This window comes from Propioniciclava coleopterorum, from assembly GCF_011393335.1.
GTDB classification, from domain to species: domain Bacteria; phylum Actinomycetota; class Actinomycetes; order Propionibacteriales; family Propionibacteriaceae; genus Propioniciclava; species Propioniciclava coleopterorum.
This window is the reverse complement of sequence record NZ_CP049865.1, coordinates 683,031-707,465: the sequence shown is the minus strand read 5'-3', so window position 1 is coordinate 707,465 and position 24,435 is coordinate 683,031. Positions and strand designations below refer to the sequence as shown.

At 72.3% G+C, this 24,435-nt stretch carries 23 protein-coding genes, 3 pseudogenes and 1 riboswitch; of the genes and pseudogenes, 23 read left to right on the top strand and 3 right to left on the bottom strand.

The window, feature by feature from the left end:
* The first annotated feature begins 44 nt into the window (after positions 1-44).
* From G7070_RS17525 to G7070_RS03410, 8 genes and pseudogenes are all read left to right on the top strand, one after another.
* Positions 45-653 carry a TetR/AcrR family transcriptional regulator gene (locus G7070_RS17525; RefSeq protein WP_206079915.1) on the top strand — a complete coding sequence of 203 codons (609 nt, stop codon included), beginning with the start codon at positions 45-47 and terminating at the stop codon, positions 651-653.
* A 6-nt stretch (positions 654-659) separates the two neighbouring features.
* Positions 660-1,049 (top strand): annotated as a pseudogene (locus G7070_RS19740) (GH25 family lysozyme); the annotation flags it as partial.
* Positions 1,050-1,120: 71 nt separating this feature from the next.
* Complete coding sequence (locus G7070_RS03435) at positions 1,121-1,468, top strand: glycoside hydrolase family 25 domain-containing protein (RefSeq protein WP_166231981.1); 348 nt, start codon at positions 1,121-1,123, stop codon at positions 1,466-1,468.
* A gap of 28 nt (positions 1,469-1,496) precedes the next feature.
* Positions 1,497-1,624, top strand: a riboswitch (FMN riboswitch).
* Positions 1,625-1,698: 74 nt separating this feature from the next.
* Positions 1,699-2,496, top strand: coding sequence for an ABC transporter permease (locus tag G7070_RS03430; RefSeq protein ID WP_166231979.1), 798 nt, complete (start codon positions 1,699-1,701; stop codon positions 2,494-2,496).
* Between the two features lie 56 nt (positions 2,497-2,552).
* Positions 2,553-3,563: an ABC transporter substrate-binding protein gene (locus G7070_RS03425; RefSeq protein ID WP_166231977.1), complete on the top strand. Its 1,011-nt coding sequence runs from the start codon at positions 2,553-2,555 to the stop codon at positions 3,561-3,563.
* 14 nt (positions 3,564-3,577) lie between these two features.
* Positions 3,578-4,027, top strand: a complete 450-nt coding sequence (locus G7070_RS03420) for a deoxycytidylate deaminase (RefSeq protein ID WP_166231975.1) — start codon at positions 3,578-3,580, stop codon at positions 4,025-4,027.
* 281 nt (positions 4,028-4,308) lie between these two features.
* Entirely contained in the window at positions 4,309-6,300 is a 1,992-nt protein-coding gene (locus G7070_RS03415; protein WP_166231974.1) for an ATP-binding protein, read from the top strand.
* Entirely contained in the window at positions 6,297-6,959 is a 663-nt protein-coding gene (locus G7070_RS03410; RefSeq protein ID WP_166231972.1) for a response regulator, read from the top strand. Before G7070_RS03415 ends, G7070_RS03410 begins: the two co-directional genes overlap by 4 nt.
* Position 6,960: 1 nt before the next feature.
* Here G7070_RS03410 and G7070_RS03405 read toward each other — a convergent pair whose 3' ends face one another.
* Positions 6,961-7,212 carry a PLDc N-terminal domain-containing protein gene (locus G7070_RS03405; RefSeq protein ID WP_166231970.1) on the bottom strand — a complete coding sequence of 84 codons (252 nt, stop codon included), beginning with the start codon at positions 7,210-7,212 and terminating at the stop codon, positions 6,961-6,963.
* Positions 7,213-7,288: 76 nt separating this feature from the next.
* Between G7070_RS03405 and G7070_RS03400 the strand changes: the two genes are divergently transcribed.
* Both G7070_RS03400 and G7070_RS03395 read left to right on the top strand, forming a co-directional pair.
* The gene (locus G7070_RS03400) at positions 7,289-8,167 is read left to right on the top strand and encodes a 1,4-dihydroxy-2-naphthoate polyprenyltransferase (RefSeq protein ID WP_166231968.1); all 879 of its coding nucleotides are present in this window, start codon (positions 7,289-7,291) and stop codon (positions 8,165-8,167) included.
* Positions 8,164-8,619, top strand: coding sequence for a hypothetical protein (locus G7070_RS03395; protein ID WP_166231966.1), 456 nt, complete (start codon positions 8,164-8,166; stop codon positions 8,617-8,619). The genes G7070_RS03400 and G7070_RS03395 overlap by 4 nt, the downstream gene beginning before the upstream one ends.
* Before the next feature lie 39 nt (positions 8,620-8,658).
* Here the strand turns inward: G7070_RS03395 and G7070_RS03390 are convergent, their stop codons facing one another.
* Positions 8,659-10,353, bottom strand: coding sequence for a TM0106 family RecB-like putative nuclease (locus G7070_RS03390; protein ID WP_166231964.1), 1,695 nt, complete (start codon positions 10,351-10,353; stop codon positions 8,659-8,661).
* Between the two features lie 3 nt (positions 10,354-10,356).
* A complete protein-coding gene (locus G7070_RS03385) occupies positions 10,357-11,058 on the bottom strand; it encodes a demethylmenaquinone methyltransferase (protein WP_431977917.1) in 702 nt (233 codons plus the stop codon).
* A gap of 26 nt (positions 11,059-11,084) precedes the next feature.
* On the opposite strand from G7070_RS03385, the pseudogene G7070_RS03380 reads away from it, so the two are divergent.
* From G7070_RS03380 to nuoI, 13 genes and pseudogenes are all read left to right on the top strand, one after another.
* Positions 11,085-11,761: pseudogene (locus G7070_RS03380) on the top strand (ABC transporter ATP-binding protein).
* A 111-nt stretch (positions 11,762-11,872) separates the two neighbouring features.
* Positions 11,873-13,345 carry a DUF6297 family protein gene (locus G7070_RS03375; RefSeq protein ID WP_166231962.1) on the top strand — a complete coding sequence of 491 codons (1,473 nt, stop codon included), beginning with the start codon at positions 11,873-11,875 and terminating at the stop codon, positions 13,343-13,345.
* Positions 13,300-13,584 carry a hypothetical protein gene (locus G7070_RS03370; RefSeq protein WP_166231960.1) on the top strand — a complete coding sequence of 95 codons (285 nt, stop codon included), beginning with the start codon at positions 13,300-13,302 and terminating at the stop codon, positions 13,582-13,584. Before G7070_RS03375 ends, G7070_RS03370 begins: the two co-directional genes overlap by 46 nt.
* A gap of 137 nt (positions 13,585-13,721) precedes the next feature.
* Positions 13,722-15,008 carry a geranylgeranyl reductase family protein gene (locus tag G7070_RS03365; protein ID WP_166231958.1) on the top strand — a complete coding sequence of 429 codons (1,287 nt, stop codon included), beginning with the start codon at positions 13,722-13,724 and terminating at the stop codon, positions 15,006-15,008.
* 25 nt (positions 15,009-15,033) lie between these two features.
* Complete coding sequence (locus G7070_RS03360; RefSeq protein ID WP_166231956.1) at positions 15,034-15,393, top strand: NADH-quinone oxidoreductase subunit A; 360 nt, start codon at positions 15,034-15,036, stop codon at positions 15,391-15,393.
* A gap of 21 nt (positions 15,394-15,414) precedes the next feature.
* Positions 15,415-15,972 (top strand): NADH-quinone oxidoreductase subunit B, encoded by a 558-nt coding sequence (locus G7070_RS03355; protein ID WP_166231954.1) that lies wholly within the window; start codon positions 15,415-15,417, stop codon positions 15,970-15,972.
* Complete coding sequence (locus tag G7070_RS03350; protein WP_166231952.1) at positions 15,969-16,712, top strand: NADH-quinone oxidoreductase subunit C; 744 nt, start codon at positions 15,969-15,971, stop codon at positions 16,710-16,712. Before G7070_RS03355 ends, G7070_RS03350 begins: the two co-directional genes overlap by 4 nt.
* Positions 16,709-18,069 (top strand): annotated as a pseudogene (locus tag G7070_RS03345) (NADH-quinone oxidoreductase subunit D). The gene G7070_RS03350 and the pseudogene G7070_RS03345 overlap by 4 nt, the downstream one beginning before the upstream one ends.
* Positions 18,066-18,809, top strand: coding sequence for an NADH-quinone oxidoreductase subunit NuoE (nuoE, locus tag G7070_RS03340; protein WP_166231950.1), 744 nt, complete (start codon positions 18,066-18,068; stop codon positions 18,807-18,809). Before G7070_RS03345 ends, nuoE begins: the two are co-directional and overlap by 4 nt.
* Positions 18,806-20,125, top strand: coding sequence for an NADH-quinone oxidoreductase subunit NuoF (nuoF, locus tag G7070_RS03335; protein WP_166231948.1), 1,320 nt, complete (start codon positions 18,806-18,808; stop codon positions 20,123-20,125). The genes nuoE and nuoF overlap by 4 nt, the downstream gene beginning before the upstream one ends.
* Complete coding sequence (locus G7070_RS03330) at positions 20,122-22,530, top strand: NADH-quinone oxidoreductase subunit G (RefSeq protein ID WP_166231947.1); 2,409 nt, start codon at positions 20,122-20,124, stop codon at positions 22,528-22,530. Before nuoF ends, G7070_RS03330 begins: the two co-directional genes overlap by 4 nt.
* A complete protein-coding gene (nuoH, locus tag G7070_RS03325; RefSeq protein WP_206079914.1) occupies positions 22,527-23,873 on the top strand; it encodes an NADH-quinone oxidoreductase subunit NuoH in 1,347 nt (448 codons plus the stop codon). The genes G7070_RS03330 and nuoH overlap by 4 nt, the downstream gene beginning before the upstream one ends.
* Positions 23,873-24,433: an NADH-quinone oxidoreductase subunit NuoI gene (gene nuoI, locus G7070_RS03320; RefSeq protein WP_166231946.1), complete on the top strand. Its 561-nt coding sequence runs from the start codon at positions 23,873-23,875 to the stop codon at positions 24,431-24,433. The genes nuoH and nuoI overlap by 1 nt, the downstream gene beginning before the upstream one ends.
* Positions 24,434-24,435: the final 2 nt, after the last annotated feature.

The following is a 24,435-nucleotide window of genomic DNA, read 5'->3' as shown; positions in this document are numbered from 1 at the left end:
TCCGTTCCCATCCGGACAGCGTTGTCCGGTACTAGGGTTCCAGCATGCCGCAGGCCCGAACCCGTCGCAACCGCGGCCCGGCGGCCGCACCGGCCAACCGGGACGCCCTCATCGCCGCGGGCCGACGCCTCTTCGCGCGCGAGGGCTACGAGGTGCCCCTGAGCGCCATCGCGCGCGAGGCGGGCGTGGGCCAGGGCGTCCTGTACCGGCACTTCCCCGACCGGCTGAGCCTCGCGCTGGCGGTGTTCACCGAGACGATCGACGCCCTCGCCGCGGTCGCCGCCGAGCCGACGGACGCGTCGCGCCTGGGCCGGCTCGTGGACCGGCTGATCCAGGACGTGCTCGACAACGCGGCCTTCGTGGACGCGGTGGTCAACGCCCGGCACCTGCCCGAGTTCGATGGCGAGGCGCGCATCCGGGCGCTGCTGGCCGACCCGCTGGCCCACGAGCAGGCCGAAGGGCGGGTGCGCCCCGATCTGACCGTCGAGGACCTGATGCTGCTGATCCGGTGCGTGTACGGGTGCGTCCGGACGCAGCCCGAGGGCGCCGAGGAGTCGCCGGCGCCGGGCCGGCTGGTCGCCCTCGTCGATCCGGGGCTGGCCCGCCTGGTCGACCGGGCGGCCGCCGCGCGCCCCCGCCGTGGGCTAGTGTGACAGCCGATGGGGGGACGACGACCTGGCCTTCGGGCCGCCAGCCTGCTGTGCGCGCTGCTGTTCGCGGGCACCGGCTGCACCGCCGCATCCGCGGCCGCCGACGCCGCCCGACCAGTCATGGTCGGGGCGGCGCGCGCCGTCGACCCGCCCGAGGCGAGCGCGGTCGAGGTCGGCGACGCGTGGCGGCGCGGCACCGGGGTCGCCGGGGTGTCGGTGCCCGCCGACGATCGCCCCGACTGGGCCGCGCTGGTCCGCGAGGGCCGGCACTTCGTCTACCTGAAGGTCACCGACGGCAGCGGCCACGTCAACGCGGTGATGGCCGAGCAGCGCGAGGCCGCCCGAGCGGCCGGGCTGCTCGTCGGCGGCTACCACCTGGCCCGCCCCGCGCAGTCGTCCGGGACGCTGCAGGGGCGCGTGTTCGCGGCGTCCGGCGGGAGCTGGGCCCCGACGGCCGGACGCTGCCGGGCATGCTGGTCCTCCGCGGCGCGGAGGGCGAGGACGCCTGCAGCGGCGTGGCGCCCGGCGACCTGCGCGGCTGGGTCCACGACTTCGCCACCGAGTACCGCCGGCTCACGGGGCGCCAACCGGTGCTCTCGACCACGGCCCAGTGGTGGGCGACGTGCGTGGGACCCGCGGGCGACCTGGGCGGGCTCGACCTGGCGCTGCGTGACCCCGCGGACCTGCCCGGCGACCTCCCCGAGGGCTGGGAGCGGCCCGTGCTGTGGCTGGCCGGGGAGCCCGGCGGCCCGGGCGACACCACGTACTTCGGCACGCTGCATGAACTGCGGCAGTGGGCCGTCAGCGCGCTGCGGTAGACCCTGCGGTAGACTCGCGGCGAACACACACGTGCTCCGGGGTCGGTGCAATTCCGAACCGGCGGTGATAGTCCGCGACCCGGCCGCTTCGGCGTCCGGTTGATCCGGTGGAAGTCCGGGACCGACGGTCAAAGTCCGGATGGGAGGCAGCACGCGCGGTGACGCGTCCTGACGGACCCGTCACGCACGTCCGCGTCCGCGACCCCGATCGGCGTTCCGGGAGGGGAGCGATGCGGACGGTCCAGCACCGGCGTCGGCTGACGCCCGCCGCGCGCGCCGTCGCGCCGTGGCTCTTCCTCCTGGCCCTGCTGGCCACCTGGTCGCTCGTGGTCGGGCTCGCCCAGCCCCCGGCGTACTTCCTGCCCGCGCCCACCACGGTCGCCCGCAAGCTCGCGCAGGCGCTGGTGAGCCCCACCTTCTGGCCGGCGTTCGGCGTCACGTTCAGCGAGGCGCTGGGCGGATGCCTGCTCGGGGCCGCGGTCGCGATCCCGCTGGCGGTCGCGATCCACCGCAGCGTCCTGCTGCGGGCGGCGATCACACCGTTCCTGGGGGCCACCCAGGCGATCCCCGCGATCGCGATGGCGCCGCTGCTGGCGATCTGGGTGGGCTACGGCATCCGGCCCATCATCCTGCTGTGCGCCCTCATGGTGTTCTTCCCCATCCTCGTGGCCGCCGTCGTCGGGCTGCGGCTCGTCGACCGGTCGGTCGTGGACGCCGCGCGCGTCGACGGGGCGGGCACCGTCGCGCTGCTGGCGGCCATCGAGTTGCCGCTCGCGCTGCCGAACATCCTCGCCGGGCTGCGCAACGGGTTCGCCCTGTCGGTGACCGGGGCGGTGGTCGGCGAAATGGTGATGGGCGGCGACGGCCTGGGTCAGCTGCTGACGCTGCAGCGCGACTCGGTCGACACCGCCGGCATGTTCGCCACGATCATCGTGCTGTGCGCCATGGCGTCCTCGCTGTACGGCCTCATCGTCGTCGTCGAGCGCCGCTCCGCCACCATGGCCGACCTGACGGGGGAGCCGGCATGAGCGCCCCGTCCCGACTCCGCCCCCACCCGCGAACCGAAGCAACGAAAGGAAATGCCATGCGCCGCGTTCTGGGAGGAACTCTCGCGGTCGCCGTCGCGCTCATCCTGTCCCTGACCGGGTGCGCGAAGGTGCCGAACACCCCGACCGCCGCGGGCGGCCGGACGACCATCGGATTGAGCTATATCCCCGACATTCAATTCGCGCCTTTCTACGTGGCGGAACAGCAGGGATTGTTCACCGCGGCGGGCGTCGACGCCACGCTGCGCCACCACGGCGCGAACGAGGGCCTGTTCACCGCGCTGACGGCGGGGGAGGAGGACTACGTCCTGGCCGGCGGCGACGAGGCCGTCCAGGCCCGCTCCCAGGGCATGGACCTCGTCGCGGTGGCGCAGTACTACCGCGCCTACCCCGTCGTCATCATCGTCCCGGAGAGCTCCGACATCCGCACGGCCGCCGACCTGGCCGGCCACAGCGTCGGGGTGCCGGGCAAGTTCGGCGAGTCGTGGTTCGGGCTGCTGGCCGCGCTCGCCGGCGCGGGGCTGACCCAGGCGGACGTCGACGTGGTCGAGATCGGCTACACGCAGCAGGCCGCGCTCACCACGGGCCGCGTCGAGGCCATCATCGGCTTCTCCAACAACGACCAGGTCCGGTTCGTCGGCGCGGGGGTGCCGACGCGGACCGTCCCGCTGAGCGCGTCGGGGGACGTGCCGCTGCAGAGCATCTCGCTGGTGACCACGGCGGCCCACCTGTCCAGCCACCAGGACGAGGCCAAGAAGGTCGTCGCCGCGATGACCGAAGGAATGCGCCGGACCATTGCCGCGCCCGCTTCGGCGATCACCGATGCGAAGGCTTACATACCCACCTTGGGTGATGCCGGGGGCGAGGCCTCGGCGATGGCGACTCTTTCGGCGACCCTTCCCCTGTGGGCCTTTCCTGACGGTACGGTGAATGCACGAATGGACGAGGCGGCGTGGTCCACGATGTGCACGTTCATGCTCGAGCAGGGCTTGATCGAGAAGGTCGTCGCGGTCGACGAGGTCATGACGAACGCCGCCGTCACGACGTGAGGACAGGGGGTGGCGTGGCGACCGGAACCGGCGTCCCCGGCTGGGACGACTACTTCCTGGGCATCGCGGAGGCGGTGGCGCGCCGCGCGCAGTGCACGCGCCGCCGCGTCGGGGCGGTCCTGGTCCACGAGCGTCGCATCATCGCCACCGGCTACAACGGTGCCGCCCCCGGCCGGCCCAGCTGCCTGGAGGGCGCCTGCCCGCGCGGCGCCCTGGACTACGCCACCGTGCCGGGGCTCGGCGACTACGACCGCCCCGGCACGCCCGGGTTCTGCATCGCCATCCACGCCGAGGTGAACGCGCTCCTGTTCGCCACCCGCGACACCAAGGGCGCGTCCGCCTACATCACCGATCCGCCCTGCCCGGGGTGCCGCAAGGCGCTCGCCGCGGCGGGGATCGTCCGCGCGGTGTGGCCGGAGGGCGACCTGGACGCCGAGGGCCTGCTCGACTGGACCGCGGGCTGAGGCGGTGGCGTCGTGACCAGGCTCGCCGCAGGTGAGACCGTGCCCCCGAGGATCCGCCGCGGCGGCCACGCCGCGCGCTGGGGCCGGCGCAGGCCGGCATCCTCGGGTGGACCGACCGCGCCGGGGCCGTCATCGCGCTCGCCGCCTGCCTCGGCGCGCTGTTGTTCGCCGCCGAGCAACTCCCGCACCTGAGCCGGCTCTGGCTGACGGTCGTCGGCGGCGCCCTCGTCGCCACCGGCGTCCTGATGCCCGTCTACGCCTAGTCGCGGCGCGGCGTCCGGGTGCCCGCGACGATGTACGCGGGGGCGATCTCCGTCGGGCTGATCACCTGGCCGTTCGCGTGGGAGGGGCAGGCCGCCGCGCAGGCGCCCTGGTTCTGGCCCTGCATCGGGGCCGCCGCCGTCGTGCTGTGCATCGCCTGGAACGCCGGGGTCGCCGCCACCGCGGCGGTGGTCAACGCCGCGCTGTACCTGGCCGTCCGGACGACCCCCAGCGGCGGGCACCTGTCCACCGCCGCCGCGGTCCAGGACGCCCTGGCCGTCGGCGTCCAGCCGCTGCTGATCGTCATCCTGTTCGCCTACATGCGGCGGCAGTCTGTGCTGGTCGACGCGCGGCTGGCCGAGGCGCGGCGGCAGGAGTCCGAGGCCGCGCTGAGCGCCAGCCTGGAGACGCGGCGCAGCCAACTGGACGCCGTCGTCCACGACCACGTCATGACCGCCCTGGTCGCCGCCGCCCGCAGCGCCGGACCGCACGACGCCCACGTCACCGACCTGGCCGAACAGGCGGTGGCCCGGGTGGAGGCCCAGGCGGTCCGCCAGACCGCCGCGGGGGCCTTCTCGCCGACCAGCGTCGAGCATCTGCTCGCCGAGGCGGCCCTCAGCGCCGGGCCCCTGACCCGGATCGCGGGCTCGGTCGACCCCACCGCCCCGATGGTGCCGCAGCAGGCCGCCCGGGCGCTGGCCCAGGCCACGCGCGAGGCGGTCCTGAACGCGGAGAAGCACGCCGACGCCGACACCGTCACGCTGCGGATCTGCATCAGCGCCGTCGAGGACGCCGTGGTGGTGCGCGTGGAGGTCCGCGACGACGGGGTCGGCTTCGACACCGCGCAGGTGTCGACCCACAGGCTGGGGATCCGGGTGTCGCTCCGGGAGCGGATGCGGGCGGTCGGCGGCGACGCGGAGGTCACGAGCGCGCCCGGCGCGGGGACCACCGTCGTCCTGGAATGGTCGGGCGGCGAACCCGCCACGACCCCCGCGGCCGAGCACCCGCTGCTCGGCGCGGTGTCGCTGCGCCCCATCGAGCTGATCCTGGGACTCAACCTCCTCGTCATCGCCCTGACCGGGCTGCTCGGAGTGGGCGCGACGCCCCGACCCTGGCTGCTTCCGGCCGCGGCCGCGACGCTGCTGGTCTCCGGCTGGATCGCCCTGGTGCGGTTCGGGCAGGATCGGCTCTCGATCCCGCGCGCCGCCCTCGTCATGGTGGGCGGTCTCGCGACGACGCTGCTGGGCCTGGGCGCGCTGCCGTCGGAGACCTGGTCGATCCACGAGACGTGGTTCGTCAGCGGCATCTCGCTGCTGGTCGTCCTGCTGCTCAGCGGCGCCCGCCGCGTCCCGGCCTGGTCGCTGGCGTTCGCCACCGTGGCGCTCCTGCTCGGGGCGGCCTGGTTCTTCGGGATGCCGGTGTGGCTCGAGATCGTCATCGCCGCCGAGCCGATCGCCTGGCTCGTCATCGCCGAGATGCTGCTGGTGTGGCTCGACCGGATCCAGGACGACCTGGAGTCGGCGCGCCGGCAGGCCGAGGACGCGTCCGCGACCAACGCGGACGCCTTCGCCGGGCTGGTGATGCGCGAGGTGTGGCTCGCCGACCTGGACGAGCAGTTCGGCGGCATGCTCGACCGGCTGCGCGACCCGGCGCACGTCATCACGACCGCGGACCGCGAGGAGTGCCTGGCGCTGGAGGGGCGGCTGCGCGACGGGATCAAGGCGGCCAACCTCGCCGGCCCGGCGCTGGCCGCGGCGGTCATGGCCGCCCGGCTGCGCGGCATCGACGTCACCCTGGTGGACAACCGGGGCTCCTCGCTCGAGGGCGGGGTGCGGCGCGCGGTCACCCGGCACCTCGTCGAGGCGGTCAACGCCGCCCGCGACGGCCGCATCGTCGCCCGCACCGCGCCCGAGGGGTACGCCGAGGCCGTCACGATCGTGCAGGCGGACGCTCAGGGCTCTACGCTGACCAAGGTCCTCAACGACGGAACGATAGTGGTGAGTCAAACATGAACGGTGCCCCCGAGATCGTGGTGGCGATCATCGACGACCACGAGGCGATCCGGGTGGGGATGTCGGCCGCGCTGCGCGCGTCCGGCCGCTCCCTGCGCGTCATCGAGGGGGCCGCGACCGTCGCGGACTTCCTCGCGCGCGACCCGGCCGACGCCGACGTGGTCCTCCTCGACCTCAACCTGGGCGACGGCTCCGACCCCAAGGACAACGCCGAGGCGTTGCGCGCCGAGGGGCACCGGGTGCTGGTGTACTCCATCGCCGACAACGTCAGGATGCTGCGACGCGCGCTCGCCGGCGGCGCCGACGGGGTGTGCCGCAAGGCCGAGCCGATCGCCGAAACCGTCGAGGCCATCGTCGCGGTGCACGAGGGCCGGCAGGTCATCAGCCAGGAGATCCTCGCCGCCATCGAGGGCGACGCGACCTACGTGGCGGCCGCGCTGGGGCCGCGCGAGCGCGAGGTGCTGAGCCTGTACGCGGCCGGGCTGGAGATCCCGCCGATCGGCCGGACGCTCTACATCACCGAGAACTCGGTCAAGGAGTACCTCAAGCGCATCCGCGCGAAGTACACCCAGGTCGACCGGCCCGCGGCGTCCAAGCTCGAACTCTTCCGCCGGGCGGTCGAGGACGGCATCGTGCCGCCGGTCGAGCCCCGGTTCTAGCTCACAGGCCGCGCAGGAAGTCCACGTCGTCGTCGGGCGCCATCGGACGCCCCCGCCCCCCGGTGCCCGGGCGGCCCGTCGGGCGTCCGAGCAGGAGCCAGGCGACGGCGCCCACGCCGGGTAGCAGCAGGATCGCGACGATCCACAGCCAGCGGGGCATCAGGCGGACGCGATCGCCGTCGGCCTGGCCCGCCTCGATCAACGAGTAGATGATCAGGGCGATCAGCAGGATCACGAGCACGACGCGGGGCATGCCACCAATGTACCCAGCCCGCGTGGAAGGATGGGGCGGGACCGGTGAGGCGCCGGGCGCGAGCGAGGGGAGAGCCGTGGCGACGACGTCGGAATGGGTCAAGGGAGCGCGGCTGCGCACCCTCCCCGCGGCCATCGCGCCCGTGCTGGCCGGCACGGCCGTCGCGATCGCCGCGCACGGCTTCCGCCCGCTGCACGCGGCGCTCGCCCTGGTCGTGGCGCTGGCCCTCCAGGTGGGCGTCAACTACGCCAACGACTACTCCGACGGCATCCGCGGCACCGACGACGAGCGCGTCGGCCCGCTGCGCCTCGTCGGCTCGGGAGCCGCGACGCCGCAGGCGGTGAAGCGGGCCGCCTTCGGCTGCTTCGGGCTGGCCGGCGTCGTGGGGCTGGCGCTGGTGGTGCTGACCGGGCAGTGGTGGCTGCTGGCGCTGGGCGCGGCCTGCATCCTGGCCGCCTGGTTCTACACCGGCGGCACGCGCCCCTACGGCTACGCCGGCCTCGGCGAGGCGTTCGTCTTCGTCTTCTTCGGGCTGGTCGCGGTCGCCGGCACGACCTACGTCCAGCTGCTGCGGGTCCCGGCGACCGCCTGGGCGGCCGGCGTGTTCGCCGGGGCGCTGTCGGCCGCGGTGCTGGTCACCAACAACCTCCGCGACCGGGCCGGCGACGCGGCGGCGGGCAAGCGGACGCTGGCCGTGCGGCTCGGCGACGGCGGCACCCGGTCGCTGTACGCCGGCCTGGTGGCCCTGGGGGCGCTCGGCGTGGTCGGGACGGCCGCGGGCACGTCGTGGTGGGTGCTGCTGGGGCTGGTCGGGTTCGCCCTGCTGGTCCGCCCCGTGCGGGACGTGCTGGGCGGCGCAGACGGCCGCGCCCTCATCCCCACCCTCAAGGCGACCGGCCTGGCGGAACTCGCCGCGTCGGTCGGCATCCTCGTCGGGGCGGTGATCGGGGCATGAACAGCCGCACCCTGGCGGGCCCGATGGTGTGGCTCACGTTCGTCATCGCGGCCCTGTGGGTCGTGCTGGGCCTGGTCGGCTGGATGCTGTTCCCCGGCACCGTCGGGCTGGTGTTCGCCGCGGGCGGCGCCGTCGGGGCGATCCTCACCGGCTGGCTGGGCGTGAGCATGCTCGTGCACTACGGGCCGTTCGGCATGCGCGTCCCGGGGCACGGTGACGTGGCCTGGGAGGACATCGCCTCGGTGGAGGTGGTGTCGGCCGGGATCATGACGGTGCCCGCGGTCGGCGTCCGGAAGGGGCGGATGCTGGAGGAGGTCCAGCTCGGCGGCCTGGCGTGGTTCGGACGCGGCGCGGCCCTCGCGCTCGCGGGCCGCCTCGCCGACGCCGCCGGCAAGGACGAGGTCGTCGTGCGGGGCAAGGCCGGCGTGCCCGGCCGCCGCGCGGCGGGCTGAGCCTCCGCGACGGTCGGCGTCCGGGCTGTCCAGGGCCGCTCAGTCCTGGGTCCGCAGCCAGCGGCGCAGGTGCCAGGTGGCGCGGACGTCGTCCTCGTTGTACTCCAGCACGCGGATGCGCGCGATCTCGCGCTCCAGGTCGTCGGACGCGTGCACGGCGTCGGCGAACCACGCCTGGGAGTTCAGCCCGCCCGGCTCGTCGTCGCGCCACTCGAAGCCGGCGACCGCCGAGGCCACCACCTTCAGGCCCAGCCCGTTCGCGCCGAAGAAGTTCTCCCGGACGACGGTGAACAGGTCGACGAAGTGCGCGGTCGCCCATCCCTGCGCCCAGGCGCCGAGCTCGCCGAGGTGCGCCGCGAGCCTGCCGAGGCGGACGGTCTCGTAGTCGGAGTAGTGGTAGACGGCGGCGTCGCGGCCCTCCACGAGGACGCGGAGCCAGGCCATCGCCTCGGCGGCCAGGGCGCGCTCGCCCTCGGCGTCCAGGTCGGTGAACGAGACGAACTGCCGGGCGTACGGCTCGCCCGCCTCCGGATCGTCGATCCAGAACCCCCACAGGTAGACCCGGTCGTCGGCGGACGTCTCGATGTCGACGTCGATCTCCAGGTCGTGGCGGGGCAGCGGCAGTTCCCCGGACGTCTCGCGCTCCAGCGCGACGCCGGAGTCGAGCAGCCGCGCCCGGTGATGGGCGCGGCGCAGCCGGTCCTCGGCATCGTCGCGGTGGCTGGCGCGCGGCAGGTAGTCGGCGAGCAGGCCGTCCAGCTCGGTGTGCGCGAGGTCGGGCACGGTGTCGATCCCGAGGCCGCGCAGCGTGGTGACCTCGTGGGCGTCCAGCGGGGACTTGTTGATCCGGCGGGTGAGGTCGTCCGCGTCGAGGAACGTGGTGCAGCGCGGGAGCCAGACGCAGCCGCGGCACTCCGGGGTGAGGATCGGGGTCAGCGGCGGAGGGTCGTGCGGGTCGGCGGACAGGGCGTCGGTGGCGAGCGCGACGCGGGTGGCGAAGTCGGCGTCGTAGCGCTCCAGCACGCTGGTGGGGTCGGCGTCGCGGGGGACAGGCACGGTGTCGGGGTTCTGCGGGACGCGCGGGGCGGCCAGGTCCAGCCACGTGATGACCTGCCCCGGCTGGCCGCCGTGCACCGGGATCCGGTCCAGGCCGATCAGCCCGCCCGCCGGGCGCTGCGCGGCGTAGCCGGACGCCTCCAGCATCCGCCAGTAGTGGGCGAGCTGCAGCGCCGCGGCCAGCCGGTGCCGCCAGCGGTAGCCGCGCGCCGGGACGGTCGTCAGCTCGCGCGGCGCCCCGAGCGTCGTGGCGTACAGCGGGGGCGAGTCCGGCGCGGTCGACTCCAGGACGCGGTGGAACTTGATCTGCACCGGGTGGTAGCCGGGGCCGTCGCCCGTCTCGCGGACCAACAGCGACGGATGGCCGGTGCGGTGCCCGGCGCGGTCGCGCGGCAGCGTGGGGGCCAGGATCAGCGGCGCGCCGGCGCGCATCGCCGCGATGGTGGCCTGCTCGGCCGCCACGGTGTCGGCCGCCCGCGTCCCGCGCAGGTCGGCCGTCTCGGCGTCCGCGGCCAGCAGCAGCCCGTAGACCTCGGCCTCGATGGCCTCGGCGTCGTGGAAGAACGGCGGGTCCGGCGGCCGGTCGATCGGCGGCTCGAGCCCGGGCGTGAACCGGTGGACCGTCTTCAGCGGGCAGCTGCGGGCGGCGTAGGCGTCGAGAACGAACTCCCCGGCCAACGCCTAGGCCACCGCCCGGTGCAGGGCGACGATGCCGCCGGAGAGGTTCTTCCACTCCACGTCCCGCCAGCCTGCGGCGCGCAGCAGGTCGGCCAGCCCCTCCTGGTCGGGCCACGCCAGGATCGACTCGGCCAGGTAGCTGTAGGCGCGCGGGTTGGACGAGAACGGCTTGGCCAGCGCGGGCAGGGCCGCCATGATCCACTCGCGGTAGACCGACCGGAACGGCCCCCACGTCGGGGTGGAGAACTCGGCGATGACCAGGCGACCGCCGGGGGCGGTCACGCGGCGCATCTCGGTGAGGGCCTCCACGGTGTCCTCGACGTTGCGCAGCCCGTAGCTGATCGTCACGGCGTCGAACGTGCCGTCCGCGAACGGCAGCTGGAGCGCGTCCGCGTTCACGAACGGCAGGTCGGGCTGCCGCTTGCGTCCCTCGGCGAGCATGTTGAACGACAGGTCCGCGGGGACCACGAGCGCGCCGGCGTCGGCCAGGGCGCGCGAGGACGTGCCGGTGCCGGCGGCCAGGTCGAGGATCCGCTGGCCGGGGCGCGGGTCGAGCGCGTGCTCCAACTCGTGCCGCCACTGCCGCTGCAGGCCGCCCGTCATGAGGTCGTTCATCAGGTCGTAGCGGCCGGCCACCCCGTCGAACATCTCGGCGACGTCGGCCCGCCGCTTGGCGAGCGTGGCTCGAGCATCAAACTTTTGCACCTGAGGAATCCTGCCAGACTTGGACCATGGCGTCCCGCGCACCCGTGCTCACAGCAACCTCCCTCGCGAAGTCCTTCGGCCCCGTGCCGATCGTCAGCGACTTCTCGCTGACCGTGCGACCGGGGAGGCGATCGCCCTGACCGGACGCAACGGCGCGGGCAAGTCCACCATCCTGCGGATGCTGGTGGGCGCCATCCGGCCCGACGAGGGCCGGGTCGAGTTCGAGGGCCGCCGGCTGTCCGAAACCGACGCCGACGTGCGGCGGGGCATGGCCTCGGTCATCGACGACCTCGACTTCTTCCCCGACCTGTCGGTGGTGGAGCACCTGGACCTGCTGGCGCGCGCCCACGGCGTCCCGGATCCCGAGCCGCTCGTGGACGCCGTCCTGGCCGAGGTCGAGCTCGTGCCGCAGTCGGGCCAGCTCCCCGGCACCCTCAGCTCGGGTCAGCGCCGCCGGCTGGCCCTGGCGACCGCGTTCGTCCGGCCGCGCAAGCTGCTCGTGCTGGACGAGCCGGAGCAGCGCCTCGACGTCGAGGGCGTCGCCTGGCTGGCCGCGAGGCTGGAGTCCGAGCGCAAGGACGGGCTCGCGCTCGTCTTCGCCTCGCACGACCCCTACCTCGTCGCGAAGGTCGCCACCCGCGAGGTGCATCTGGAGGGTGGCACGGGCGGCCCCGAGGCCGACGCCGACGAGGCGATCGCCTAGCCGATGCGCCGCCGATGCGGGCGGGGCCGCACGCCCGCCCGGCTGCGCGACGTGGGTAGCATCGCCCCGGGGGCGGCACGGTCGCGCCGCCACGACGCTGAAGGGGACGTGATGGCCAAGGGACGGCGACGCGCGCACCGCATCGGGGACAAACCCGGCGCCGACGAGCGGGCGGCACCCCCGATCTGGCGCCCCCAGCCCGCGGGCGACCCGTACGCGGCCTACGCCGACAGGGTGTGGGACTTCGCGCCCAGCCCGGGCGCCCCCGTGGCCGCCGTCAACGAGGCGGGGCTGCGGTCCCTGGTGCAGGAGTGGCGCCGGGGCCGGGCGACCCGCACGCTGGGCCAGGTCATCTCCGACACCTACATCGCGATCCTCAGCGTGCTGATGATCGGCGCCATGGCCGTGAACGTCCTGATCAACAGCCAGGCGACCTCCGCGGCCTGCGACACCGCCGCCTGCCTCAACGGCCGGATGCTCGTGCCGTGGGGCATGTACTTCGCGCTCGGCGCGCTGGCGCTGTCGCTGGCCCGCATCTTCGGGCCGGTGCTCGCCTCCTCGGCCGAGGGCTTCTGGCTGCTGCTCGCCCCGGTGCGGCGCGCGCCCTTCCTGCGCGGACGCCTCTGGGCCGCGCTGGGCCTGGGCTGGGTCGTCGCCGCCGTCGCGATGGCGGCGGTCGCGGGCGTCGCGGGCGAGCCGCCCGCCGTCATCGCCGCCTGGTCGCTGGCCGCCGGCTTCACCGCGTCCGGCGCGGTGGCGTGGGCCGCGCTCGAACAGTCCCACGAGCGCTCCGGGCGCGCCAGGGTGGTGCAGGCGCTGTTCGCCGCCGGCGCCGTCGGCGCGTTCGGCCTGATGGTCGGGGTCGCGGGCGGCTGGTTGACGCTGGCGCCGCCGCCCTGGCACGGGGCGGCCCCGTGGGCCTTCGCCGGACTCGGGATCGCCGCGACGGTCGGTGCCGCCCTGGCGGCCCGCCGCCGGCTCGAGGAGTTCCACAGCCTGCGGCTGACCAGCGGCGGGTCGCTGGTGTCGGGGCTGCAGGGTGCGATGTTCGGCCTCGACCTGGGCCTGATGCGCGACATCCTCGTGGACCGCAAGGCCATCGAGCGCGGCCACGTCCGGCCCACGCGCGGCCGCGGCGCCGGGGTCGCGGCGCTGGTGTGGCGCGACGCGCAGCGCCTGCTGCGGTTCCCGCAGCCGCTGCTGGGGGTCGCGGCCGCCGTCCTGGCCCCCTACGCCTGCGAGGCCGTCGGCCTCAGCCTCATGGCCCCCTGGCTCTCGGCGCTGGCCCTGATGCTGGCGCTCATCCCGACGCTGGGCGCGCTGCGCGTCCTGTCGCGCACCCGCGGGCTCGCCCGCACCTTCCCGTTCTCGACCGGCCAGATCCGGACGGCGCTGTTCGTCGTCCCCGGGATCCTGGCGTTCCTGTGGGCGCTGCTGGTGGCGCCCGCGTTCGCCGGGGTCGTCGGGGAGTGGGGCGGGGTCTGGTGCAGGCCTCCAGCATCGCGGTGGCCTGCGGGGCCGCCGGCCTGCTCGGCGCCGTGCGCTGGCAGACGGCCAAGGGCGTCGACTTCGGCGTCCCCATGATGGCCACCGCGGCCGGTGCCATGCCCCCGACGCTCATCCTCAACCTGCTGCGCGGCTTCGACGTGGTGACCCTCATCACGGTGCCGATCCTGCTGGGCCTGGACCCGATCTGGTCGCTGGCGTTGGCGCTGGTCGTGGCCCTGTTCCTGCGCTCGGGGTTCAACACCGAGGAACTCCAGGAGCAGGCCAAGGAACAGAAGGAACTGCTCGCCGCGGAGAAAGCCAAGCGCGTCAATTAGGCAAGGCGATGCTCACCTAAATAACCTTTCTGACTTCGGCGTTTGCCACCGGTGGGACCAAATGGCGCTTACCCGTTCAACTGCCTAAACTGACGCGAGGCAGTCCCGAGGTGGGGCGCAGGGAAGGTGAGGATTCGATGACCGAGGAGCGCACGGCGCCGGCGGTGGTCGAGTCGGATGTGATCGTCGTGGGTGCCGGTCCCGGCGGCTCGACGACGGCGAAGTGGCTCGCCGACCGCGGATTGGACGTCAGCCTTCTCGAGAAGTCGGCCTTCCCGCGCGACAAGGTGTGCGGCGACGGGCTCACGCCCCGCGCCACCAAGCAGCTCATCCGGCTCGGTGTGGACGTGTCCGAGGAGGCGGGCTGGGTGCACAACATCGGCCTGCGCACCTACGCCGGACGCGAGGAACCGTTCGAGTTCCTGTGGCCCGAGCTGGCCTCCTTCCCCAACTACGGCCTGACGCGACGCCGCGGCGACTTCGACGAGATGCTCGCCCGCCTGGCGACCACGGCCGGCGCGACCCTGTACGAGAACACCAGCGCCTCCGAGCCGATCCTCGACCCCGCGACCGACCGCATCGTCGGCGTCCGGGCCAAGGACGGCCGCGAGTTCCGCGCCCCGATCGTGGTCGCCGCCGACGGCAACTCCAGCCGGCTCGCGCTCAACATGGGTCTGGAGAAGAACAAGCTCCGCCCCATGGGCGTGGCCGCCCGCGCCTACTTCAAGGCGCCCGCCGGCGACTCGGCGTTCATCGAGTCGTGCCTGGAGTTGTGGGACGGCAAGCCCGGGGAGTCCAACCTGCTGCCCGGCTACGCGTGGATGTTCCCGCTGGGCGACGGCATGATCAACGTCGGCCTGGGCACGGTGAGCAGCACCGCCACCAGCCAGAAGATGAACGTCCGCGAGCAACTCAAGACGTGGCTCAACGGCGCCACCCCGCGGCAGTGGGGCCTCGACCCGGCCAACCAGGTCGGCACCATCGGGTCCGCCGCGCTGCCCATGAGCTTCAACCGCAAGCCCGCCTACACGCGCGGCCTGGTGCTGGTGGGGGACTCCGCCGGCATGGTCAGCCCGTTCAACGGTGAGGGCATCCCGTACGCGATGGAGGCCGCCGAGATGGCCGCCGACGCCATCGCGGACGCCCACGCCCGCGGCGTCGGTGGCCGCGCCGCCGAGAAGGCGCTGGGCGGCTACCGCACCCGCCTGGAGGCCGAGTGGGGCGGCTACTACCGACTCGGGCAGGTTTTCGTGTCCCTGATCGAGCGTCCGGAGATCATGCGGCTCTGCACGCGATACGGTTTGCCAAGACCCACGCTCATGAAGTTCACCATGAAGCTGCTTGCCCATCTTTACGACACCTCCGACGGTGATTGGATGGACAAGACCATCACGGCGTTGACGAAGGTGGTGCCGTCGGCATGACGCGTCACCAGAAGGGAAGGGTGCGATGAGCCCCTACATTCCGATCCTCGGGGTGCTGTTCTTCTCGGCCGCCCTCCTGGGGGTGATGGTGCTGTTGTCGCTCTTCGTGGGCCCCAAGCGCTACAACAAGAGCAAGTACATGCCGTACGAGTGCGGCATCGACCCGACGCCGCGGGCGGCGGGCGGCGGCCGGTTCCCGGTCAAGTACTACATCACCGCCATGATGTTCCTCGTCTTCGACATCGAGATCGCCTTCCTCTACCCCTGGGTGGTGGCCTTCGATCAGCTGAGCATGTTCGCCATCTTCGCCATGATCGTGTTCCTCCTGCTGCTGTGCATCGCGTACTTCTATGAGTACAAGCGCGGCGGCATGGAGTGGGACTGACGGGTAGAAAGGACTCCACCGATGGGTATCGAGGACGCACTGCCCGAAGAGGGCATCCTCACCACGACCGTTGAGGCCGTCGCCGGCTGGATGCGGCGCACCTCGTTCTGGCCGGCCACGTTCGGCCTGGCGTGTTGCGCCATCGAGATGATGACGTACGGCGCGCCGCGCTTCGACGCCGGCCGCTGGGGCCAGGAGGTCTTCCGCGCCTCGCCGCGCCAGGCCGACCTCATGATCATCTCCGGCCGCGTCAGCCAGAAGATGGCCCCGGTCATGCGCCAGGTCTACGACCAGATGCCGAACCCCAAGTGGGTCATGGCGATGGGCGTGTGCGCCAGCGCCGGCGGCATGTTCAACAACTACGCGATCGTCCAGGGCGGCGACCACATCGTCCCCGTGGACGTGTACGTGCCCGGCTGCCCGCCGCGCCCGGACATGCTGATCGACGGCATGTTCAAGCTGCGCGAGATCGTCCTGAAGGACCCGATGGGCGCCCACCGCGCCAAGGTGCTCGGCGACCTGGAGGAGCTGGCGCTGATCGCCACCCCGACCATCGAGCAGAAGGGACTCATGCGATGAGCGACGAGAAGCTCCCCGGCGAGGAGAAGTCGATCTCCGAGCCCGTCGAGGGTGCCGAGGCGGCGCCGAAGGCCGGCGTCGAGCGCGAGGACGCCCAGTCGTCCCCGCAGCCTCCCGTCACGCGCAGCGGCATGTGGTCCGACGGCTCGCCCGACACCTCGGGCTACGGCGGGCTCGTGCGCGAGTACCTGCCGCGGCGCTCGACCGCGCGCCCGCTGGAGGGCGCCGACGAGCAGGTGCTCGTCCGGCTGGAGACCCTCGTCGACGGCGCGTTCACCCACGTGCTGTTCGATCGCGGCGAGCTCACGGTCTTCGTGCCGCGCGAGAAGCTCATCGAGGTCGTCACCGCGCTCCGCGACGACGCCCACCTGCGCTACGAGGGCTGCATGAGCGTCTCGGGCGTGCACTACCCGTCCGACGCGGGCGCCGAACTGCACTCGGTGATCCACCTGCAGTCGTTCACCCACAACCGCCGGCTGCGGCTCGAGGTGTCCTGCCCGGACGCCGACCCGCACATCCCCAGCATCTGCTCGGTCTACCCGGCCGCCGACTGGCACGAGCGCGAGACGTGGGACATGTTCGGCATCGTCTACGACGACCACCCGTCGCTCACGCGCATCCTGATGCCGGACGACTGGGTCGGCCACCCGCAGCGGAAGGACTACCCGCTGGGCGGCATTCCCGTCGAGTACAAGGGTGCGGTCGTGCCGCCCCCGGATCAGCGGAGGACCTACCGATGAGCGCCAGCAACACCGACTACTACGCGGCACCGGGCCAGGAGACGTCCGGCACCGTCTACACCGCCATGGGCGGCGACTGGGCCGAGATCGCCCAGGAGCAGGCCGAGCGCAGCGACGAGACCCTCGTCATCAACATGGGCCCGCAGCACCCCTCGACCCACGGCGTCCTGCGCCTGGAGCTGGAGTGCGACGGCGAGACCGTGGTGAAGATCCGCCCCGGCATCGGCTTCCTGCACACCGGCATCGAGAAGAACATGGAGTACCGCGGCTGGGTCCAGGGCGTGACGTTCGTCACGCGCATGGACTACGTGGCCCCGCTGTTCAACGAGGCCGCCTACTGCCTGTCGGTCGAGCGGCTGCTCGGCATCGAGGACCAGATCCCGCAGCGCGCCAACGAACTGCGCGTCCTGACGATGGAGCTGTGCCGGATCGCCTCGCACCTGGTCGCCATCGGCACCGGCGGCATGGAGATCGGCGCGCTGACCGTCATGACGATCGGCTTCCGCGAGCGCGAGATGATCCTGGACTTCTTCGAGGCCCTCACCGGCCTGCGGATGAACAACAACTACATCCGCCCCGGCGGCGTCGCGACCGACCTGCCCGAGAACGGGCTGGCGCAACTGCGCGACCTGATCACGTGGCTCGAAGACCACCTGCCCGAGTACGCGGCGTTCTGCAACGAGAACCCGATCTTCAAGGGCCGCATGATCGGCATCGGCTACCAGGATCTGGCGGCCTGCATGGCGCTCGGCGTCACCGGCCCGCTGCTGCGCTCCACCGGCTACCCCTGGGACCTGCGCAAGCAGCAACCCTACTGCGGGTACGAGACCTACGACTTCGACGTGTGCGCGTGGAGCGAGGAGGACGGCTGGGAGCACTCGGACGCCTACGCCCGCTTCCGCGTCCGCCTGGACGAGATGTGGGAGTCGCTGAAGATCGTCAAGCAGTGCGCGGACCGGCTCGAGGAGTCGGTCGGGCAGCCGATCATGGTGCAGGACAAGAAGATCGCCTGGCCCGCCCAGCTCGCCGTCGGCCCCGACGGCCAGGGCAACAGCCACGAGCACATCAAGGAGATCATGGGCAACTCCATGGAGGCCCTGATCCACCACTTCAAGCTGGTCACCGAGGGCTTCAAGGTGCCCGCCGGCCAGGCCTACGTGCCGATCGAGTCCCCAAGGGCGAGATCGGCTGCCACGTCGTCTCCGACGGCGGCACCCGCCCGTACCGCGCCCACATGCGGGACCCAGGGTTCAACCACCTGCAGTCCGTCCCGATCGAGTGCGAGGGCGGCATGATCTCGGACGTCGTCGTGGCGGTCGGCTCGCTCGACCCCGTTATGGGAGGTGTGGACCGGTGAGCGGTCACGAGTTCCAGTCGTTCTTCCCGGACTCCGGCTCGATCGACTACAGCGACACCGAGTCCTCGATCGGCGAGGCGACCATCGAGGAGATGCGCCAGATCGCGGCCCGCTACCCGCAGGCCCGCTCCGCGTTGCTGCCGATGCTGCACCTGGTGCAGTCGGTCGACGGCCGGATCAGCCCGCGCGGCATCGAGGTGTGCGCCGACGTGCTCGGCATCACCACCGCGCAGGTGGCCGGCGTCGCGACCTTCTACACGATGTACGTCCGCCGTCCCAACGGCAAGCACCACGTCGGCGTCTGCACCACCGCGCTGTGCGCGGTGATGGGCGGCGACCAGCTGCTGGACTCGGTCAGCGACAAGCTGGGCGTGGGCGAGGGCGAGACGACGGCGGACGGCATGTTCACCCTCGAGCGCATCGAGTGCAACGCCGCGTGCGACTACGCGCCGGTGATGATGGTCGACTGGGAGTTCATGGACAACATGGACCCCGCCAAGGCCGCGCACATGATCGACGAGCTGGCCGCCGGCCGGCCCGTGCAGTCCACCCGCGGCCCCGTGCTGACGGGGTGGCGCGACACCGAACGCCTGCTCGCCGGGTTCCCCGACGGCAAGGCCGACGAGGGGCCCACCGCGGGCCCGGCGTCCCTGCTCGGGCTGGACATCGCCCACGAGCACGGCTGGCACGCGCCGGCCTCCGATCAGATCCACGATTCGGTGCAGGAGGAGATCCAGTGACCGATGTGCTGACCCCCGTCCTGAGCAGGAACTGGGACCAGGAACGCGCCTGGAAGCTCGCCAACTACGAGCGGACCGGCGGCTACCAGGGGCTGAAGAAGGCCCTGAAGTCGACCCCGGCCGACCTGATCACGCTGGTGAAGGACTCCGGCCTGCGCGGCCGTGGCGGCGCCGGCTTCCCCGCGGGCATGAAGTGGAGCTTCGTCCCGCAGGACAACCCGAACCCCAAGTACCTCGTCGTGAACGCCGACGAGTCCGAGCCGGGCACCTGCAAGGACATGCCGCTGCTCATGGCCAGCCCTCACACGCTGGTCGAGGGCGTCATCATCTCGTCGTATGCCATCGGCTGTAAGTACGCGTTCATCTACGTCCGCGGCGAGGTCGCGCACGTGATCCGCCGCCTGCAGCAGGCCGTCCGCGAGGCGTACTCCGCCGGCTACGCGGGCAAGAACATCCTCGGCTCCGGCTACGACCTCGAGATCGTGGTGCACGCCGGCGCGGGCGCCTACATCTGCGGCGAGGAGACGGCGCTGCTCGACTCCCTGGAGGGACGCCGCGGGCAGCCGCGCCTGCGTCCGCCGTTCCCCGCCGTCGCGGGCCTGTACGCGTCCCCGACCGTCGTCAACAACGTCGAGACCATCGCGTCGGTGCCCTCGATCGTGCGCGACGGCGCCGCCTGGTTCTCCTCGATGGGCACCGAGAAGTCCAAGGGCTACACGCTGTACTCCCTGTCGGGCCACGTCGCCCGCCCGGGCCAGTTCGAGGCCCCCATGGGCATCACGCTGCGCACGCTGCTGGAGCTGTCGGGCGGCATGCGCGAGGGCCACGAGCTGAAGTTCTGGACTCCGGGCGGCTCGTCCACCCCGATCCTGACCGCGGACGACATGGACCTGCCCCTGGACTACGAGGGCATGGCCGGCGCCGGCTCGATGCTGGGCACCAAGGCGCTGCAGATCTTCGACGACACCACCTCGGTGGTGCGCACCACGCTGCGCTGGGTCGAGTTCTACAAGCACGAGTCCTGCGGCAAGTGCACCCCGTGCCGCGAGGGCACCTGGTGGCTGGTGCAGATGCTGCGCGACTTCGAGGCCGGGAAGGCGTCCGAGGGCGACATCGAGAAGATGCTGGACATCTGCGACAACATCGGCGGCCGGTCGTTCTGCGCCCTGGCCGACGGCGCCGTCGCCTGCGTCACCAGCGCCGTGAAGCACTTCCGTTCCGAGTTCGAGCAGGGCTACCACACGCCGGCCTGGGAGCTGTTCCCGTACGGCCGCAGCGCCCTGTTCGCCGATCAGACCCAAGGAGCGCACGCATGAGCGTCGAGGCCAAGGCCGGCGAGGTCGTCAAGCCGGACCTGATCAGCGTCTTCATCGACGGCATCGAGGTCCAGGTGCCCAAGGGCACGCTGGTGATCCGCGCCGCCGAGATGATCGGCGTCGACATCCCGCGGTTCTGCGACCACCCGCTGCTCGACCCCGTCGGGGCGTGCCGCGAGTGCATGGTCGAGATCCCGGACGCCGGCAACGGGCGCGGCATGCCCAAGCCGCAGGCGTCCTGCACCATCGAGTGCGCGCCCGGCATGCAGGTGCTGACCCAGGTCAGCTCCCCGGTGGCCGACAAGGCCCAGCGCGGCATGCTGGAGTTCCTGCTCATCAACCACCCGCTGGACTGCCCGATCTGCGACAAGGGCGGCGAGTGCCCCCTGCAGAACCAGGCCCTGACCCACGGCGACCCGAGCTCGCGCTACGGCGGCGTCAAGCGGACGTTCCCCAAGCCGATCAACATCTCCGCGCAGGTGCTGCTCGACCGCGAGCGCTGCGTGCTGTGCGCACGCTGCACCCGGTTCTCCGAGCAGATCTCGGGTGACCCGTTCATCGCGCTGGTCGAGCGCGGCGCGCTGCAGCAGGTGGGCTTCTACGAGGACCACCCCTACGACAGCTACTTCTCCGGCAACGTCATCCAGATCTGCCCGGTGGGCGCGCTGACCAGCGTCGACTACCGGTTCCAGGCCCGCCCGTTCGACCTGGTGTCGACGACCACGACCTGCGAGATCTGCGCGTCCGGCTGCGAACTGCGCAGCGACCACCGCCACTTCGAGGTCAAGCGCCGGCTCGCCGGCGACCTGCCCGAGGTCAACGAGGAGTGGAACTGCGACCGCGGCCGCTTCGACTTCCAGTACGGCCGCCAGCCCGACCGCATCACCGCCCCGCTCATCCGCGACGGCGGCGTCCTGCGGGTGGCGTCCTGGCCCGAGGCCATCGACGCCGCCGTGGCCGGCCTGACGGCGGCCGGCGACAGCGTCGGCGTCCTGACGGGCGGCCGGCTGACCGCGGAGAACGCCTACGCGTACTCCAAGTTCGCCCGCGCGATCCTCGGCACGAACAACATCGACTTCCGCTCGCGGCTGTCCAGCGACGAGGAGGCCCGCTTCCTGGGCTACAGCGTCGCCGGCAAGCGCCTCGGCGAGGGCGTCACCTACACCGACCTCGAGCGCGCGACGAAGGTCGTCTGCGTCGCGTTCGAGCCGGAGGAGGAGAGCCCGATCGTCTTCTTGCGGCTCCGCAAGGCGGCCCGCAAGAACGGCCTGCTGGTGCAGGCGGTCGCGCCGTACCTGTCCAACGGTTTCTTCAAGCTGGGCGCCGAGCTGATCCCGGCCGTCCCGGGCGGCGAGGCCGACCTGGTCGCCGGCCTGGACGCCGACGCCGACACCGTCATCCTGGTGGGGGAGCGCGCCGCGGGCCTGCCCGGCACGTTCACCGCCCTGGTGGAACTCGCGCAGCGCACCGGCGCCAAGCTCGCCTGGATCCCGCGCCGCGCGGGCGACCGGGGCGCGGTCGAGGCCGGCTGCCTGCCCGGGCTGCTGCCCGGCGGCCGCCCCGTCGTGGACGCCGCCGCCCGCGTCGACCTGTCCGCCGCCTGGGGCGCGGACGTGCCGAGCGCGCCGGGCCTCAACGGCCCCGACATCCTCAAGGCCGCCGCGTCCGGCGAACTGCAGGCGCTGGTCGTGGCCGGCCTGCAGCCGACCGACTTCGCCGACGCCGAGGCGACCCGCGAGGGCATCGAGAAGGCCGGCTTCGTGGTCAGCCTCGAGTCCCGGCAGTCGGAGGTGACCGAGCGCGCCGACGTCGTGATCCCGGTCGACCTGGTCGAGGACCAGGCCGGCACCTTCTGGAACTGGGAGCACCGCCCGGGCCGCGTGAACCGCGTCATCAAGCAGAACGTGTCGCCGATGACCGACGTCCGGGCGCTCGCCATGCTGGCGGACGCGCTGGGCAAGGACCTCGGCTTCCGCGTCCCCGGCGGCGCCCGGGCGGAGTTCGACGAGCTGGGTGCCTGGGAGGGCACCCCGATCGGCGCCCCGCACGTGGCCTCCGGCGGCACCGACTCGGACCTGGCCGGCGGCGGGGGGAGCCTCGTGCTCGCCTCCTGGCGCCAGCTCATCGACGGCTCGGCCGCGAACGACGGCGCCACGGCGCTGCTGGCGACCGCCAAGCCGAACGTGGCCCGGCTCAGCCCCGCCACCGCGGCGTCGCTGCACCTGACGGCCGGCGATCCGGTCACGGTGCGTGCGCGTGGCGGCGCGGTGACGCTGCCGCTAGTGGTGGAGGATTCCATGGTGGACGGGGTCGTGTGGATCCCCGGCAACCGGGACGGCGCGGGGCTCGGTGAGCTCGACGTCGTCGCGGGTGAAACCGTCGAGGTCAACGGAGGTGCGGCATGATCCCCGCAGACATTTCGATCTTCATGAACGATCCCTGGTGGATCGTCCTGATCAAGGTCGTCGGCGTCGTCGTCCTGCTCCTGACCTGGACGATCTTCAACGTCTGGTACGAGCGACGCCTGGTCGCCAAGATGCAGCACCGCCTTGGGCCGATCATGAACCCGATCTGGCTGGGCGGTCTGGGCCAGGCGCTCGGCGACGGCCTCAAGCTCATGTTCAAGGAGGACTTCGCTCCGGGCATGGTCGACCGGGTGCTGTTCACCATCGCCCCCATCCTCGCCGGCGTGTGCGCCTTCGGCGCCTGGTCGGTGATGCCGCTGGGCGGCGAGGTGAACATGTTCGGCGTCACCACCCGCCTGCAGGTCACCGACATGCCCGTCTCGGCGCTGCTGCTGCTGGCGATGAGCTCGGTGGCGGTCTACGGCTTCGTGCTCGCGGGCTGGTCGTCCAACTCGCCTTACTCGCTGCTCGGCTCGCTCCGCTCGTCGGCGCAGATGATCAGCTACGAGATCTCGATGGGCCTGTCCTACGTGGCGGTCTTCCTCTACGCCGGCACGATGTCCACCTCGGAGATCGTCGAGGCCCAGGGCCTGCCGCTGTTCGGCGGCAACCCGATCGGGCTGCAGCAGTGGTACTGGCTGCTGCTCGCGCCGTCCTTCGTGGTGTACGTCATCTCGATGGTCGGTGAGACCAACCGCGCGCCGTTCGACCTCCCCGAGTGCGAGTCCGAGCTGGTCTCGGGCCACCTGACCGAGTACACCGGCTTCCGCTACGCCATCTTCTTCCTGGCCGAGTACATCAACATGGCGACGGTCTCCGCCGTGGCGACCACGCTGTTCCTGGGCGGCTACAAGGCGATCTGGCCGCTGAGCCTGTTCATCCCGGACACCGGCTACTGGGGCTTCCTGTGGTTCTTCATCAAGGTCCAGTTGCTGATCTCGCTGTTCGTGTGGCTGCGCGGCACGCTGCCCCGCTTCCGCTACGACCAGTTCATGGCGCTGGGCTGGAAGTGGCTCATCCCGATCTCGCTGGCCTGGGTCATGATCATCTCGCTCATGCGCGGCCTGTCGAACCACGGGTACCTGCAGGGCCCGCTGCTCTACATCATCATCGGCGTCGTCGTGCTGGCGCTGATCGCCGTCCTCTTCCTGGGCGGGGAGAAGAAGGTGGTCGAGCAGCGCGAGGAGAAGCCCTTCGACGCGTTCGCGGGCGGCTTCCCCGTCCCGCCGATGCCCGGCCAGACGCTGCCCGAGTTCGCGGGCGTCGTCTCCGGAAGCTCCACCACGACCACCGAGGAACAGGGCGCCCTGACGTCCGACGATGAGAGGAAGGACGACGAGTAATGGGCCTCTTCGATGCGTGGGCCGGCTTCGGCGTCACCTTTAGGACCATCTTCCGCAAGACCTTCACCCAGGGCTACCCGATGCCCGGGCAGGAGAAGGTCACCGCGCCGCGCTTCCACGGCCGCCACCAGCTGAACCGCTGGCCCGACGGCCTGGAGAAGTGCGTCGGCTGCGAGCTGTGCGCGTGGGCGTGCCCCGCGGACGCCATCTACGTCGAGGGCGCGGACAACACCGAGGACGACCGGTACAGCCCCGGCGAGCGCTACGGCCGCGTCTACCAGATCAACTACCTGCGCTGCATCCTGTGCGGGCTGTGCATCGAGGCGTGCCCGACGCGGGCGCTCACCATGACCAACGACTTCAAGCTGGCCGACACCAGCCGCGAAGCCATGATCTACACCAAGGACCGCCTCCTGGCCCCGCTGCTGCCGGGCATGGAGGAGCCGCCGCATCCGCGCCGCCTGGGCCCCGACGAGAAGTCCTACTTCCTCGGCCTGCCCGCCACCGGCGTCCCGGATACGCGCACCGGCCCCGCCGACACCGAGGAGGTCGCGTCGTGAGC